The 14102-nt window shown below is 65.7% G+C and carries 17 protein-coding genes and 2 tRNA genes; 5 read left to right on the plus strand and 14 right to left on the minus strand.

The genetic code is table 11. From position 1 onward, the window contains the following. Window positions 1-52: 52 nt before the first annotated feature. The 7 genes from QRN40_RS16725 to QRN40_RS16755 form a co-directional block, all read right to left on the minus strand. Window positions 53-796 carry an AAA family ATPase gene (locus QRN40_RS16725; protein WP_285117032.1) on the minus strand — a complete coding sequence of 248 codons (744 nt, stop codon included), beginning with the start codon at window positions 794-796 and terminating at the stop codon, window positions 53-55. Between the two features lie 13 nt (window positions 797-809). Beyond that, the gene (locus tag QRN40_RS16730; RefSeq protein ID WP_285117033.1) at window positions 810-1478 is read right to left on the minus strand and encodes an ATP-dependent Clp protease proteolytic subunit; all 669 of its coding nucleotides are present in this window, start codon (window positions 1476-1478) and stop codon (window positions 810-812) included. Window positions 1479-1507: 29 nt separating this feature from the next. Next, complete coding sequence (locus QRN40_RS16735; RefSeq protein ID WP_285117034.1) at window positions 1508-2101, minus strand: ATP-dependent Clp protease proteolytic subunit; 594 nt, start codon at window positions 2099-2101, stop codon at window positions 1508-1510. Between the two features lie 101 nt (window positions 2102-2202). After that, window positions 2203-3075, minus strand: a complete 873-nt coding sequence (locus tag QRN40_RS16740) for an EamA family transporter (protein ID WP_285117035.1) — start codon at window positions 3073-3075, stop codon at window positions 2203-2205. A gap of 155 nt (window positions 3076-3230) precedes the next feature. After that, window positions 3231-3716: a tetratricopeptide repeat protein gene (locus QRN40_RS16745; RefSeq protein ID WP_285117036.1), complete on the minus strand. Its 486-nt coding sequence runs from the start codon at window positions 3714-3716 to the stop codon at window positions 3231-3233. Window positions 3717-3848: 132 nt separating this feature from the next. Then, a complete protein-coding gene (tig, locus tag QRN40_RS16750) occupies window positions 3849-5261 on the minus strand; it encodes a trigger factor (RefSeq protein WP_285117037.1) in 1413 nt (470 codons plus the stop codon). 62 nt (window positions 5262-5323) lie between these two features. Beyond that, window positions 5324-5398, minus strand: a tRNA-Pro gene (locus tag QRN40_RS16755). A gap of 119 nt (window positions 5399-5517) precedes the next feature. On the opposite strand from QRN40_RS16755, the gene QRN40_RS16760 reads away from it, so the two are divergent. Next, window positions 5518-5588 (plus strand) — tRNA-Gly (locus QRN40_RS16760). A 156-nt stretch (window positions 5589-5744) separates the two neighbouring features. After that, the gene (locus QRN40_RS16765) at window positions 5745-6875 is read left to right on the plus strand and encodes a hypothetical protein (RefSeq protein WP_285117039.1); all 1131 of its coding nucleotides are present in this window, start codon (window positions 5745-5747) and stop codon (window positions 6873-6875) included. Between the two features lie 27 nt (window positions 6876-6902). On the opposite strand, the gene QRN40_RS16770 is transcribed toward QRN40_RS16765, so the two are convergent. Next, on the minus strand, window positions 6903-7814 hold the full coding sequence (locus tag QRN40_RS16770; RefSeq protein ID WP_285117040.1) for an AbiTii domain-containing protein: 912 nt from the start codon (window positions 7812-7814) through the stop codon (window positions 6903-6905). A 194-nt stretch (window positions 7815-8008) separates the two neighbouring features. On the opposite strand from QRN40_RS16770, the gene QRN40_RS16775 reads away from it, so the two are divergent. After that, on the plus strand, window positions 8009-8290 hold the full coding sequence (locus QRN40_RS16775; protein WP_285117041.1) for a DUF3892 domain-containing protein: 282 nt from the start codon (window positions 8009-8011) through the stop codon (window positions 8288-8290). A gap of 64 nt (window positions 8291-8354) precedes the next feature. Here QRN40_RS16775 and QRN40_RS16780 read toward each other — a convergent pair whose 3' ends face one another. The 4 genes from QRN40_RS16780 to QRN40_RS16795 all read right to left on the minus strand — a co-directional run bounded on the left by QRN40_RS16780 (window position 8355) and on the right by QRN40_RS16795 (window position 11163). Next, complete coding sequence (locus tag QRN40_RS16780) at window positions 8355-9119, minus strand: tyrosine-type recombinase/integrase (RefSeq protein WP_285117043.1); 765 nt, start codon at window positions 9117-9119, stop codon at window positions 8355-8357. Window positions 9120-9566: 447 nt separating this feature from the next. Further along, window positions 9567-9779, minus strand: coding sequence for a hypothetical protein (locus QRN40_RS16785; RefSeq protein ID WP_285117044.1), 213 nt, complete (start codon window positions 9777-9779; stop codon window positions 9567-9569). A gap of 144 nt (window positions 9780-9923) precedes the next feature. Beyond that, window positions 9924-10568, minus strand: coding sequence for a recombinase family protein (locus QRN40_RS16790; protein WP_285117045.1), 645 nt, complete (start codon window positions 10566-10568; stop codon window positions 9924-9926). Between the two features lie 193 nt (window positions 10569-10761). Next, window positions 10762-11163, minus strand: coding sequence for a hypothetical protein (locus QRN40_RS16795; protein WP_285117046.1), 402 nt, complete (start codon window positions 11161-11163; stop codon window positions 10762-10764). Window positions 11164-11342: 179 nt separating this feature from the next. Here QRN40_RS16795 and QRN40_RS16800 point away from each other — a divergent pair, with 179 nt between their 5' ends. Both QRN40_RS16800 and QRN40_RS16805 read left to right on the plus strand, forming a co-directional pair. Beyond that, window positions 11343-12161, plus strand: coding sequence for a hypothetical protein (locus QRN40_RS16800; protein WP_285117047.1), 819 nt, complete (start codon window positions 11343-11345; stop codon window positions 12159-12161). A gap of 324 nt (window positions 12162-12485) precedes the next feature. Then, window positions 12486-13157, plus strand: coding sequence for a hypothetical protein (locus tag QRN40_RS16805; protein ID WP_285117048.1), 672 nt, complete (start codon window positions 12486-12488; stop codon window positions 13155-13157). Here the strand turns inward: QRN40_RS16805 and QRN40_RS16810 are convergent. Together QRN40_RS16810 and QRN40_RS16815 are read right to left on the minus strand one after the other, a co-directional pair. After that, window positions 13154-13366, minus strand: coding sequence for an Rv0909 family putative TA system antitoxin (locus QRN40_RS16810; RefSeq protein ID WP_285117049.1), 213 nt, complete (start codon window positions 13364-13366; stop codon window positions 13154-13156). The genes QRN40_RS16805 and QRN40_RS16810 overlap by 4 nt on opposite strands. Window positions 13367-13381: 15 nt before the next feature. After that, a complete protein-coding gene (locus QRN40_RS16815; RefSeq protein WP_285117050.1) occupies window positions 13382-14047 on the minus strand; it encodes a response regulator transcription factor in 666 nt (221 codons plus the stop codon). Window positions 14048-14102: the final 55 nt, after the last annotated feature.

The following is a 14102-nucleotide window of genomic DNA, read 5'->3' on the forward strand; positions in this document are numbered from 1 at the left end:
GACCGACAATGGCGCGCACCTGACGTCGTTTTGCGTCGCGCGGCGGTTCTGCTCAGAGCAGATGGCGGAAGTAGCGCTCGGGAGCGTCGAGGAACGAGCGCCACTGCGTCACGATCTCGAGCTCCTCCCACGTCGTCTCGCGCATCCCCCAGTCGCCGAGCTCCAGGATGTGCGCCCCGGGCAGCGCGGCGAGGACGGGCGAGTGGGTGGCGCAGAGCACCTGCGTGCCGCGCTGCACCATGTCGTTCAACTCGGCCAGCCACTTCAGGGTGGACCCGAAGGAGAGCGCGGCCTCCGGCTCGTCCAGGCACGCGAAGCCCGTGACGTGCAGGGGATGGTTCAGCTTGTTCTCGAGCAGATCGTTGAACGACTCCCCGTGGCTCAGTGAGTGCAGGTGACCGTCCGGGCCGCCGAGCGACTCGAGGTAGGTGTAGTAGCCGTGCATCGTCTCGGCGCGGAGGAAGAAGCCCCAGCGCGGAACCCCGAGGCTCCGCTCCACCTGCAGCCAGCCGCCGAGCGGCGACTCGCTGGGCCGGGTCACGTGCCGTCCGTTGGTGCTGCCGCCCTCCGGCGGCATCCCGTACGCCGTGGCGATGGCCTCGATGATGGTCGACTTGCCGCTGCCGTTCTCGCCGACGAGGAAGGTCACGCCGTGCGGCAGCTCCAGCCCGTCGCGCAGCAGTTGCGCGACAGCGGGGATGGATGCGGGCCAGACCGCCGGGTCGACCGCGGCGTCCGGATCGGCCCGGATACGACGAACGGGGCGGTCATCGAAGAGACCGCCCCGTTCCGCCATGCAGCGAAGGGTACTACTTGACCAGTGCCGGCAGCGTCTTGCGGCTGGTGAGCACCTGGTCGATCAGGCCGTACTCGAGGGCGTCCTCGGCCGACAGGATCTTGTCGCGGTCGATGTCCTTGTTGACCTGCTCGATCGAGCGGTTGGAGTGCTTCGCGAGCGTCTCCTCCAGCCAGCCGCGCATGCGCAGGATCTCGTTGGCCTGGATCTCGATGTCCGACGCCTGACCCTGGCCGGCCTCGCCGACGGCGGGCTGGTGGATCAGGATGCGGGCGTTCGGCAGCGCCAGGCGCTTGCCGGGGGTGCCCGCTGCGGTGAGCACGGCGGCGGCGGAGGCCGCCTGGCCGAGCACGACCGTCTGGATCTGCGGACGGATGTACTGCATCGTGTCGTAGATCGCCGTCATCGCGGTGAACGAGCCACCGGGCGAGTTGATGTACATGACGATGTCGCGGTCCGGGTCCTGGCTCTCGAGCACGAGGAGCTGGGCCATGATGTCGTCCGCCGAGGCGTCGTCGACCTGCACGCCGAGGAAGATGATGCGGTCCTCGAAGAGCTTCGCGTACGGGTCCTGGCGCTTGTAGCCGTAGGCCGTGCGCTCCTCGAAGCTGGGCAGGATGTACCGGGAGCCGGGCGCCTGGATGCCTCCGAAGGCCTGACCGCCGAGCATGGGGGTGTTCATTGTGATGTCCTTATCCTTCCGGCGGTGGGCTACTGGGCGTCCGGCTCGGTGCCGCCGCCGCCGGCGACGTCGAGCGCCGACTCGCGGATGTGGTCGACGAAGCCGTACTCGAGCGCCTGCTGCGCCGTGAACCAGCGGTCGCGGTCACCGTCGGCGTTGACCTGCTCGACCGACTTGCCGGTCGCCGCTGCGGTGATCTCCGCGAGGCGGTTCTTCATGTCGATGATGAGCTGCGCCTGCGTCTGGATGTCGCTCGCCGTGCCGCCGAATCCACCGTGGGGCTGGTGGAGCAGTACGCGGGCATTGGGGGTGATGTAGCGCTTCCCCTTGGTGCCGGCCGTGAGGAGCAGCTGCCCCATCGAGGCGGCCATTCCGATGCCGACCGTGACGATGTCGTTCGGGACGAACTGCATCGTGTCGTAGATGGCCATGCCGGCGGTGATGGAACCGCCCGGGGAGTTGATGTACAGGTAGATGTCCCGCTTGGGGTCCTCCGCGGCCAGGAGCAAGAGCTTCGCGGCGATCTCGTTCGCGTTCTCGTCCCGGACCTCGGAACCGAGCCAGATGATTCGGTCCTTCAGCAGTCTGTCGAAAACATTGGGCTGGATACCCATGTCGGCCATGTTCGCTCCGTTTCCTTTGTCGCTTGGCATTGAATCTATCGGAGCCCCGCGCGCATTTCGGTGCTGTTCGCCCTCGGCAGAGAGCGGTGTCGTCCGCCTGGTCAGCTGAGCGCGAGCATGGCCACGCCGCCGAGCACGACGACGGCGCCCGCCAGCCGCTGCGCGGGTCGCGGCTCGCGCAGGATCAGCCAGCCGGCGAGGCTCACCAGCACGACACTGAGCTCGCGGGCGGGGGCGACCAGCGAGACCGGCGCCATGGTGATCGCGGTCAGCACGAGGATGTACGACAGCGGCGACAGCACCCCGACCACCCACACCTGGCGGCTGTGCGCCCTCCACACGGCGGCGACCTCGGCGCGGCGCGCATACGCGACGGGCGCGAGCATCAGGACCTCGCCGAGCGAGCATCCCACCATGAACGACACCGGGGTCACGCCCAGGTCGTTGACCGTGAACGCATCCCAGAGGGTGTACGTCGCGATCGTGACACCGGTGAGCAGCCCGTACAGGATGCCGGGGCCGATCAGCCGTGAGCCGGGCGCCGGGCGTCCGGTGGACAGGCCGATGCCGACGATTCCGGCCACGACGACCGCCGCGCCGGCCAGCGCGAGGGCCGTCGGGTGCTCGCCGAACAGCAGGATGGCGAAGACGACCGACAGCAGCGGTCCCGTTCCACGCGCCATCGGGTAGACGACGGAGATGTCGCCGTGCCGGTAGCCGCGTTGCAGCACCCACATGTAGCCGACGTGGATGATCGCTGAGACGCCCGCTCCGAGGAGCAGCGCACGCACATCCCTCGCCGCTCCGCCGACGGCGATGTCGACCCCGGCCGCGGGGAGCCACAGCAGGGTGGATGCGACCGCACCGAGGAAGATGAACGGGATGCCGGAGGCGCTCGCGCGTTTCGAGGCGAGATTCCAGGCGGCGTGGCAGAACGCGGCGGCGATCACGAGCAGCAGGGCGACGGGCGACACAGGGGATCCTCTCCCCCGCCACAAGGCATGGCGAGGCGGATCCTCCGGGCTTTTGTCCTGTCAGATGACGGCTGCGCGGTGCGCTGCCGTGGTGCCGCTCGGACCAGACCTCCCGCACAGCGGGAACGGAACCCTAGGCACTGTCGTGGCTCAGCCTAGTCGTCGTCGAGGGCGGCGGCATAGGCGCTGACGGCTCTGCCGTAGCGTGTCAGGTGCGGAGCGAGCGCGTACAGCGCTTCCCGGAGCGCGTCGGCGCGCATCCCGTCGTCGAACAGGGCCAGGGCGGCGAAGGCGCGCGCCGCGTCGGAGAGGGGATGCTCGGGCTCGGCGCCGAGGAAGTCGCGGAGCAGGCTCAGAGCCTCTGCGGGGCGGTCGAGGTTCCGGAGCGTGCTCGCGAGCTGGACGATCGCCTGGCCTCGGTACGGCTCGGCCAGGCCGTGCGCGAGGGCCGCCCGGTAGAACGGCTCGGCGTCGGCCTCGAGGCCGGCGAAGTCGCGTGCGCCGGCCGCCTCGAAGAGCGCCTCCGGGTCGTTCGCCGGACGCTCAGCGACGAGCACGTCGATGGCGTCGAGGGTCGCCTGCTCCCCTGCGTCGTCGGCGGCCGCCCACACCGCATCCACCCGCTGCCGCCAGTCGTCCATCCGCGCTCCTTCATCCATCGGTCGCAACACGCCGTCTGCTCATCGTGCCAGACGGCGTGTCGCGTCCCATAGATGCACGAAGCCGGGCCGCGCGACTGGCGCGGGCCCGGCTTCGTGAGGTCGGTGCGACGGTTACTTGTCGTCGGCCTTCTTCTTGGTGGAGCGCTTCTTCGGCTTCTCCTCGGCGGCGGGGGCCTCCTCGGCGGGGGCCTCGGCCGCCTCGGCGCCGTCGGCCGCCTCGGTGGTGTCATCGGCGTCCGACGCGTCGTCGGCGATCGCGGTGAACTCGGCCAGGTCGACCGGCTTGCCGTTGCTGTCGACGACCTTCACCTTGCCGAGGACGATCGCGAGCGCCTTGTTGCGGGCGACCTCGCCGACCATCGACGGGATCTGGCCGTTCTCGCTGAGGATCTTCACGAACTCGTTCGGGTCCATGCCGTACTGCGCCGCACCCTGTACCAGGTACTGGGTGAGCTCGTCCTGGCTGACCTTGACGTCGTTCTCCTGCGCGACCTCGTCGAGGAGGATCTGCGTGCGGAAGGTCTTCTCGCTGGACTCCTTGACCTCGGCGCGGTGCACGTCGTCCTCGAGGCGGTTCTCCTGCTCGAGGTGACGGTGCACTTCGTCCTCGACGAGCTGCTCCGGGACGGGGATCTCGACGAGCTCGAGCAGCTGGTCGACCAGCTGGTCGCGAGCCGCGGTGCCCTGGCCGAAGACCTTGGCGCGCTCGACCTGCGTGCGCAGGCTCTGGCGCAGCTCGCCGATCGTGTCGAACTCGCTCGCGATCTGGGCGAAGTCGTCGTCGGCCTCGGGGAGCTCGCGCTCCTTGACGGCGTTCAGCGTGACGGTGATCTGGGCGTTCTCACCCTCGTGGTCGCCACCCATGAGCGGCGCCTCGAAGGTGGTGGTCTCGCCGGCGGTCAGCGTGTCGAGCGCCTCGTCGATGCCCTCGATGAGCTCGCCCGAGCCGATCTCGTACGAGATGTTCGCGGCGGTGTCGACCTCCTCGTCGCCGATGACGGCGACCAGGTCGATCTGGGCGAAGTCACCGGACTTGGCGGGACGGTCGACCGTGACGAGGGTGCCGAAACGGCTGCGGAGCCGGTCCAGCTCCTCCTCGACGTCGTCGACGCCGACCTCGGCCGCATCCACCGTGACGGTGATGTCGTCGAACGCCGGCAGCTTCACCTCGGGGCGCACATCCACCTCGATGGTGAGGAGCAGGTCGCCCGAGAAGTCGCTCTCGTTCGGCCACTCGGTGATGTCGGCCTCCGGACGGCCGAGGGGACGGACGTCGTTCTCCTCGATCGCCTGGCGGTAGAAGCCGTCGAGGCCTTCGTTGACCGCGTGCTCCAGGACGGCGGCCTTGCCGACCCGCTGGTCGATGATGGGCGGCGGCACCTTGCCCTTGCGGAAACCGGGGATGGTCACCTGCTCGGCGATGTGCTCGTACGCGTGCTTGATGGAAGGCTCCAGCTCCTCCGGCGTCACCGAGATGGTGAGCTTGGTGCGGGTGGGGCTGAGCTTCTCGACCGTGGTCTTCACGATGTCTGGGTTCTCCTGAATGTTCGAACGATGGTCTTCTCGCAAAAGGAACGAGGTCCTCGTCGGGGCGACAGGATTCGAACCTGCGACCTCCCGCTCCCAAAGCGGGCGCTCTAGCCAAGCTGAGCTACGCCCCGGCTTCAACGGTGCGAAAGACCGTGGGCAAGTCTACTGCACGGCGGGTGACGCGCGCGTGTACTACGATGGTCGTCGGCCGCCGCACAGCGACGGCCACCGGTGCCGCCGAGGCGGCCACGGGGATGTAGCTCAATGGTAGAGCCTCAGTCTTCCAAACTGATTACGCGGGTTCGATTCCCGTCATCCCCTCCGTTGGAAACACTGGGTGAGCGGCCCGTCGAGTCAAACGCTCCGGATTGCGATCCCCGTCAAAACCCCGCGTGCCCCGAATGGGTTACAGATCAGATCCCCAGCTCCGCTTTGACCCCTGGTACGTTCTCGCGTGACTAGAGCTTAGGAGCGAACGTGTCCGCGTCGACCAACGAAGAGCAGCCCTCAGAGCCGACCAAAGGGGTGACGCCATCAACCCCTGCCGCGCCAAACGGCCGTTCCCGGGCTGCATCGGCGCCGAGGCCGTACCCGCGTAAGACTATTGAAGAGTCACTTGCAATCCCTACCGCGCTTAAGGACAAGAACGGGGGTAACCCCTGGGAAACGGAGGAGACTGCAGCAGCTCTTGGTATGGCGAAGACCAACACAAAGTTCTTCTATCTCGCCGCATCGTCGCGCTCCTACGGGTTCACGGAGGGCGGACGCGACACCGCAACCATCAGTCTCACCGCAAGAGGCCGAGCAGCTGTATATCCCAGCACTCCGGGGGAACAGGAGAGGGCGCTTCGAGAGGCGTTCTTCGGCATCGAAATCTTTGCTCAAGTCGTCAATCACTATGGCGGCAGCAAACTACCTGAAGAACCATTCCGAACGAACGCCCTAACCAAGACGTTCAATCTCGATGAGTCTCTGGTCCCGGAGTTCGTCGACATCTTCGAGAGGAACTGTCGATTTCTGGGCATAGGTACTGACTACGGAACTGCCGGGCCTGCGCCAATCGTTCCAGCGTCGAGCGGCGCGGAGACGACTACTATCGCGACTCCCAAGACCCCAAGAGGCGGCAGCACGAACGCCCCTGTCTGCTTCGTCGCGATGCCCTTTACAGAAAGAGATGAAGCGCACTCGATCGGATTCTTTGACGAGGTACTCGCTTCGCTGTTCACGCCCGCAATCGTCGCCGCGGGATTTGAGGTTCGCACCGCTAAGCGCCAGGGTTCGGATGTGATCCAATCGACGATCATCAACGACCTTCTGGATGCCGACCTTGTCCTTGCCGACCTGACCGAGCACAATCCGAACGTGCTGTTCGAGCTTGGTATGAGAATGAATGCAGACCGCCCCGTCGCCCTCGTACGGGCCAAGGGCACCGGTCCTATCTTCGATGTCGATCACATGCTCCGTGTCGAGGAGTACAACCCGAACCTCTGGAAGACGACCGTAGACCGGGACATTGAGACGCTAGCGGCGCACATCAAGGCCGCGTGGGACAACCGCGAAAGCACTCAGACTTACATGAAGATCTTGAAAGGCGCACCTCAACCGTAGAGGCAGCAAAGCAGCGTTACGCCCGTCTCACGCCTGTCCAAGAAACTGCTGAATCAATTGGTCTATCTGACTAGCAGCGACTTCCGTAGAGATTGCTGTCCCTAATGCAAATGCACCGGACCCAACGCGGCTCAAGTACGCCTTCAGCTTTCCCGGCCGCTCTGTTTCTGGAGCCTCAGCCGCGGCACGTAGTTCGCTAAGCGCCTCATCGTCCAGACCGATCTGGCGAGCAGCGGCAAGTAGCGCCTCCACGTCGTTCACCATTACCTCAGACGTCTGCCGCGCGTGGTCTCCAATCGCCACGTTCGCGCCATCTCCCCAGACGTGCATCGTGAATGTGCTGATCGTGCTCGCTATGGGCGCGTCCGCGACCGTGGGGCCATTGAGTGTGCCCGCATTTGCGTCCGTAGTTTGAAGGCTCAAGGCCAGCTCCAGCGCTGTGGTCCGAACTGTATCGACGACGCCACGCAAGGAGGCGCGAGTCACCACGCGGTGTGCATTTATGAGGTTCATTCCAACCATCCAGACGCCTTTGCCCTCGGCATTCCACTCGCTGTACTGCTTTACTTGCCACGGATCCCACGAATGCGATGGATCTTCCGGTAGTTGCGCGAGGTCCTCAAGCTCCGCGACCGGTTGGAAGAGGTTCGTATAGAACAGGACCTCTTCCGCCTCCTTCGGAATCCCAAAGGAGCTAAGAAGCTGTTTGGCGGAAGAGCCCATCATTCCAGCCCAAGTCCCCATCACAGGGGTAATGAGGTGGGCGCGATACTTCGGCAGGGACTCCGCATCCGTGTAACCGCTCAACTCGTGCTTAACCCATGCCGTGACGTCCTCTGCCTTCAGGTAGTGGGCGACGACCTGGACTTTGCGTAGGAGGTTGCTGGTCGAAACCGAGTCGTCTGTCGCCCCAGCAATGATTCCATCGAGAAAGTTCACACACTGATCCTGGCAGAGTGGGCTCGTCCCTCCCCGCTAGCAAAGGCCTCGCAGTGGGCGATCTCGGCGCTGTAGTCGCTTAGGTATAGATGAGTCTTGAAGCTGGCGCGTCGCTCACCAGTGTCGGTGGGGACAGACAGACTGGTATGTGACAGCCGCAACCCGCGACTCGCTTACCGAAGGAGTCAGAGCCAATGGCAGTTGAAATCACGCACGTGCGTTACGAGGGGCTTTCGAAGACGCACGAGGCCATCGTCAACTACAAGTGGAAGAACACCGTCAGCGCCGAGACGGGGAGCAGCGACAAGCCGACGATGGTCGACTGGATCGACAACAAGAATGGCGACGCCTACGTCGGCAGCGGCACAAGCCGCGTGAACGTCGGGACAGTTCACCCGGACACTGGTCGCCCCTACCTCCGCACCCACGCCGACGGCAAGTGGAACAACAACTTGCTGTCCCTGCCGACGTTCTGACAAACGGTGAGAGCCCCGGCGAACCTGTCACCCGAATCGACATGTTCGTCGGGGCCCCCCCGTGTCAACGCTCGACTGCAAGCCGGTCGCTGACCGCCACCGCGCCGCTGGTGAACGCCTCGAATTGGGCAATCTCCGCACTGTAGTCGCTCGGGTAGAGGTGCGAGTGGACGGTGTCCGTCGTCACGAGGGACACGTGGCCCATCCACCGGCTGAGCTTGTAGGGCGGGATACCCGCGGCGAGCACGAGGCTTGCGTAGGTGTGGCGGAGGTCGTGCCATCGCATCTTAGGTGGCAATCCGAGTTCCGGTAGCAGCGGCCGCATGTAGTACTGCAGGACAGACCCGCAGTCGATGTTGCGCGAAAAGTCGAGTCGACGGGAGCCGTTGCTCCGAGCCGGCCAGAACAGCGCGTCGGGATCGCCAGAGTGCGGGTGCTGCAGAACGCAGAGCTTGAGGTCCGCGATGAGCGACCGGTCCAGCAGCGGCACGTCGCGCCGACTCCGCGCTGACTTCGGCGTGCCGACTGTCCACTTGTAGTTGATCCGGCGGACGGTCTGCCGCACCTCAACGTGTGCACCGGTCGCTGACAGAACGACGTCGCGGATGCGTAGGCCTTGCACCTCGGCTGCGCGCAGACCGGTGAGCGCGCAGAACCGCACCAGCAGTCCGTACGGCTCCGTCGCGTCCATCGCTGCGCCGAGCGCGTCCACCTGCCCATTGGAGAGGAATACCGAAGCGAAGTCCTTGGTGTGGACGTTCTTCGGCAGCTCGACCGCCTCGCAAGGGTTATGCGAGATAAGCCGGTGCTTGGTGGCGTAGCGGAACACCTTGTTCAGTGCGACGAAGTGTCCTCGAACTTCTCGGATCGGCCGGCCAGGTCTGCGGTAGGAGCGCCACTGTCCTTCGCGTTCTTGGCAGAGGCCGCGTGCCGTTGCGCCTCACGCTTGACGGAGAAGGTCTTCTGTCGCTCTCGCCCGCCGTCTACCCAGCGGACCTCGTACGCGATACCGGTCGGAGAGCTCTTGCGCGGCACTTCGCGTATGTGCGCCATGTCATCGCACCGCCTTCGCCATGCGCGTGTCCGGGCGAAAGCTTCCGAGCTGCCACTCGGGATCGCTCTTCGGCTGCCAGATGTACCGGCACCGGGTGGCGACGCGTCCGTTGTGGACGGACGGTGAATCGGTAGATGCGCGCGGGATGCTCGGGGGCTCTCCAATACGACGTCCCCCTCTCGCAGCTCGGAGGCAGGTGTTGGCCGCACGCGCGGGTCAGGTTCACTCTGGCACCTCGACGGTGTCAGTCTGCCTGAACTGGCCGAAGTTGCTCTCCGACACCTGCGACCAACGCTGGCCATTGCCCTTCACCCAGATGCGGGTGCGCCCGCTGTGTGGCAGCGACTCAGGGCGGGTGACGGTCAGCGGCGCTCCCCCATTGCGGAGGATGACGTCGCCTACGGTGAGGGTGCTGACGGGAACGTGACTGGACATGGTGTTACCTCTGTGTTGTGGTGTCGCTGAAGCGTCGCGGGTCTGGCAACGGCATCCCGGCGATGTAGAAGGCGCGGACTATCTGGCTCGCGCTGAACCCGAGCAGCCAAATGTATAGTGCGGCTCGCTCTCGTTCCTCGGCGTTCATGCGGCGAGCTCCTTCCGCTTCGCAGTGGCGTACGCGCGGCGCACGGTGGACTCGTGCCAGACCGGCAGCCCAGTCGGCGAGAGGTAGCTCTCGGTCGTGAGCTCGCGGGCGATGCGGGTGAGGCTGGCGCCTGCGTCTCGGGAGAGCACAATGCGGCGCAGCTGCCCAGCCGGGATCGCGCTCTTGCGGCCGTTGTCCTCCCCGCGTGCGCGCCGTGCGGCGAGCGCATCCTTGGTCCGGGTCGAGATGAGCTCGCGTTCCAGCTCAGCGAACGTGGCGAGCATGTTCGTCATGGCCCTGCCGCCCGGCGTAGTGAGGTCTATCGCGTTGTCGAGCACGACGAGGTCCCAGCCCAGCCGCTGCGCATCGTCGATGATCGCCGAGGCGTGCCGTACCGAGCGTGCGAGCCGGTCGAGCTTCGCCACCACCAAGCCGTCCGCCTGTCCGCTACTGAGAAGGTCGAGCGCTCGCCGCAGCTCCAGGTTCACTTGCTTGCCAGACCGCCCGAGGTCTGCGACCACCTCAACAGTCCAGCCTCGCTTGGCGCAGGCGGTCGTGATCGCCTCCGTCTGCGCCCCGACGCCGAGTCCAGAGTTGGCTTGTTCCTCGGTGCTCACTCGCACATATCCGATGACGTGCATGCCGTCGTCCTCTCTCCTAATCCGAGGCGTAAACGTCCGTCTGCGACTTGCGCCTGGGATCGAATCGAACGCCAGCGACTCCGAGTCCCGCTACTCGACCTCCGAAATCCGAGCCTGCGGCCATAAAAGCGTCCGACCCGGGCTACCGGCTCCGAGGGCTTCGCCCATGTATGGCCAGCACAGCCACGCGCGCTCATGCTCGGCGCTTCCGGGGTTGCAGCTTGCCCTTCGCGGCCGGACGCTTGGCGCGCTCGCGGCCTGCCCGCCGCCACTCGGCGTCGCTGGCGAACGCCGAAGGCTGGCCCAGCGGCGAAGAGTCGTCGTCCGTGGCCGGCTCTGCTGGTGCTGCCCTGCGAACGACCGGTCGACGCGGACGCAGCGGCGGCCTCACGTTCCGCTCAGGCCTCTCCCCCGGCGCTGCTGTCTCGGCGACGAGGGACAGCTGGATCGCGTACGGGTCAACCTCGTCTTCGACCACCTCGGCATCGACCACATCGTCCTTCTCGCTGATGTAGTCCATGACGACGATCAAGTCTTCGGTGTTGCGGTCGAACGCGGACACCTCCAACCCCACATGCACTTGCTGGGTGCCCACGACGTTGGCACCTGCGCGACGAAGCACCGCCCCAGGACGTGGCAACGGGTACTCAGATTCGCCCCTAACTCGGACTCGCACCTCCTTGCTTGTCAACGCCCGAACCGAGCGACACGCCATCGCCGCGAGTCGATTGGCACAGGTGAGGCCGGTAATTTCAGGCCAGGGAGGGCGGGAGTATGTACACATTCCTGGTCGACGAGACGAACAAGGATGCTGGGCAAGGCGAGTTCTTCATCGTTGGCGGCCTCGTCTTTCGCGAAGACCAAGTCTCAGATGTTCATGCTGCCGTAGCCCGGCAGCGTCGTCTGGCCGGGTATCGACCCGGCGAGAGCTTCAAGTTTGAGACGAATTCCCGACCGGCGCACGTGACGATCGAGCAACATCGTGAAGCGAAGCGTGAACTAATCAGTGATCTGAGCGACCTTGGGGTCCGAATGATTGTTTCGGTCGTGCTGCACGATCTGTGCAGAAACCAGACCTACGACGAGCGCATGGAGTGGGCACTAAACACGTTGGCTGGCGGATATCGCAAGTTGCTGCTTGACGAAGGCGAAACAGGCATCATGCTGATGGACCGTGACAACGACCGCTATGACCATCTTGAGTACCTCCATCAGCACGGTCTCCGGATATTCACGGGCAACCATGTGCGGGTGGACGATCGGATTCGACTGTTCGGGATGACCAGCGATAACGCCTCACACCTGAGCAGCGCCGCCGACATCTGCCTCGGCGCATTTCGCTATTGCGCGAACACCGCATCAGGTAGGGGGCGCGAGCCAGTAGCTCGGGAAATGTTCCCTAACTTGGCGAAGCTGGTCTGGGCGAAGCCGAACAGCCAGGGCGAACTGCGCGCCGGAGGGCTCGGCTACCTCCCAAGGCCCAAGCGCCAACACATCGCTGTCTCGTGGATGCGCGACCGCTACGACAATCTGGCTGACGGACTCAACTCCTACGTGCTACCCGAAGTTGCAGAAGCCCCGTCTGGAAGCTGATAAGGCGATCCCCGTCAGACAGGCGAAAAACCCCGTCACTGCGCCCCGCCGACGCGAACCGAGTCGCGCCTACGTGCGCTGAGTAACGGGGCTTGAACCGGCCACTCTCCCAGGAAAACACTGGTGAGAGCGGGGCATTACGGCTCGGTTCGGGGCGCGCCGGTTCCATCTGCGATTGGTCACCTCGGGCGAGTCCGGTTCAAGCCTCTGTAGGGTCTCCCAAACTGATTACGCGGGTTCGATTCCCGTCATCCCCTCCATGTCGCGCGGGTCGCGCATCCATCTGGGTGGTGCCGACCGCATCCTGCGCGGCAGAATGCCCGCATGACGGGGGAATCGTCGTCGGCGGACGGGCTCACGGACGCGCAGCGCAGCCTGCGGGCCCAGTTGCTCGCGACCGAGCACTGGAGTCTGCTCGCGTCGCGGTCGACCACGCAGAGCGAGGTGCTGACGCGGATCGCGATCTTTCTGACGCTCGTGTCGGCGGGGCTGGTGACGCTCGGGTTCATCGGGCAGGCGAGCGGGTTCCGGGGGTGGTTCGGGGTCGCGGCCCTGGGCGTGCTGCTCGCGCTGGCGCTGCTGGGGCTGATCACGATGGTGCGGGCGTTCAACACGGCCGACGAAGACCTCATGTACGTGGTCGCGATGAATCGCCTACGTGCCGCATATCTCGACCTCGACCCCGGGCTGGAGCGATACCTCTATGCGTCCGCCAATGACGACGAGACCGGGGTCCGGACGACCTACCACTTCTTCTACGAGCGCGGCGCGAGCGCCGTCTTCGGCAGCTCCATGATGATCATCACCGTCGTGGAGGCGATCGTGGTCGGCCTTCTCGCAGGCTCGACCGCCGCGGCACTCGGGGCGAGCCCTATTGCGGCCATCGTCCTGGGTGCGGCTGTGGCCGTCATCGTGGTGGTTCTCGCGATCCTGTGGGGCCGGAGGATTTACCGCCGCGCGATCGCGTCGCTCAGGCCGATACGGCCCAGCCGCTAGTCGTTGCCGACGTGCTTGTCGGCCTCGTCGCGCGCGCCCTCGATCTTGTCGTCGAATTTGCCGCCGGTCACGTTCTTCGCCGCGCCGGCGACGCCGTCGAGGAGCTTGTCGCTGATGTCCTCGGCCTGCTCGGAACTCAGCGCGTCCTTGACCTTCGGGTCGTTCAGGAACTCCTGCGCCTTCTTGGTGATGTCGTCGAAACCTGCCATGCGGCCATCCAACTCTCAGTGCTGCAGGAAGGCCAGTACCGCGAGCACCCTGCGGTGATCGTCGCCCGAGTCTTCGAGGCCGAGCTTCTGGAAGATCGAGGTCACGTTCTTCTCCACAGCGCCGACGCCGACCACCATGCGGGAGGCGATGGCCGCATTGGTGCGACCCTCGGCCATCAGCTCGAGCACCTCGCGCTCGCGCGGCGTGAGCCTCGCCAGCGGGTCGGTGCGCCGGGTCAGCAGCTCGCGGACCACCTGCGGGTCGAGGACGGTGCCGCCCGCCGCGACGCGGGTGACGGCGTCGCGCAGCTCGTCCAGGGAGGCTATCCGGTCCTTCAGCAGGTAGCCGGTGCCGCCCTCGCCCCCGGCGAGCAGCTCCTGAGCGTAGGTGCCCTCGACGTACTGCGACAGCAGCAGCACGGCGATGGACGGGTGCTCGCGCCGGATGCGGAGCGCCGCGCGGACTCCCTCATCGCGAAAGGTCGGCGGCATCCGAACGTCGAGCACGGCGACGTCGGGCATGAGATCCGGGACCGACTCGAGCAGGGTGTCCGCGTCGCCGAAAGCACCGACAGTGTCGAAGCCCGCCTCGTCGAACAGGCGGATGAGGCCCTCCCTCAGGAGGACGGAGTCGTCGGCGACGACAACACGCAACGGGACGGGGCTCGGGTCGCTCGGCACGAACCCAGCCTAGGGCCGCATCCAATTGACGCGACACGCCGTCGCGGCGGCGAGC

Origin of the sequence: Leifsonia sp. fls2-241-R2A-40a, assembly GCF_030209575.1 — a bacterium.
In the GTDB taxonomy this organism is placed as follows: domain Bacteria; phylum Actinomycetota; class Actinomycetes; order Actinomycetales; family Microbacteriaceae; genus Leifsonia.

What these genes read in the sequence shown, in the direction of transcription:
- QRN40_RS16725 (WP_285117032.1), bottom strand. Translation starts at nt 796, where the DNA reads ATGGCGGAACGGGGCGGTCTCTTCGATGACCGCCCCGTTCGTCGTATC.
- QRN40_RS16730 (WP_285117033.1), bottom strand. Translation starts at nt 1,478, where the DNA reads ATGAACACCCCCATGCTCGGCGGTCAGGCCTTCGGAGGCATCCAGGCG.
- QRN40_RS16735 (WP_285117034.1), bottom strand. Translation starts at nt 2,101, where the DNA reads ATGGCCGACATGGGTATCCAGCCCAATGTTTTCGACAGACTGCTGAAG.
- QRN40_RS16745 (WP_285117036.1), bottom strand. Translation starts at nt 3,716, where the DNA reads ATGGACGACTGGCGGCAGCGGGTGGATGCGGTGTGGGCGGCCGCCGAC.
- QRN40_RS16775 (WP_285117041.1), top strand. Translation starts at nt 8,009, where the DNA reads ATGGCAGTTGAAATCACGCACGTGCGTTACGAGGGGCTTTCGAAGACG.
- QRN40_RS16785 (WP_285117044.1), bottom strand. Translation starts at nt 9,779, where the DNA reads ATGTCCAGTCACGTTCCCGTCAGCACCCTCACCGTAGGCGACGTCATC.
- QRN40_RS16790 (WP_285117045.1), bottom strand. Translation starts at nt 10,568, where the DNA reads ATGCACGTCATCGGATATGTGCGAGTGAGCACCGAGGAACAAGCCAAC.
- QRN40_RS16800 (WP_285117047.1), top strand. Translation starts at nt 11,343, where the DNA reads ATGTACACATTCCTGGTCGACGAGACGAACAAGGATGCTGGGCAAGGC.
- QRN40_RS16805 (WP_285117048.1), top strand. Translation starts at nt 12,486, where the DNA reads ATGACGGGGGAATCGTCGTCGGCGGACGGGCTCACGGACGCGCAGCGC.
- QRN40_RS16810 (WP_285117049.1), bottom strand. Translation starts at nt 13,366, where the DNA reads ATGGCAGGTTTCGACGACATCACCAAGAAGGCGCAGGAGTTCCTGAAC.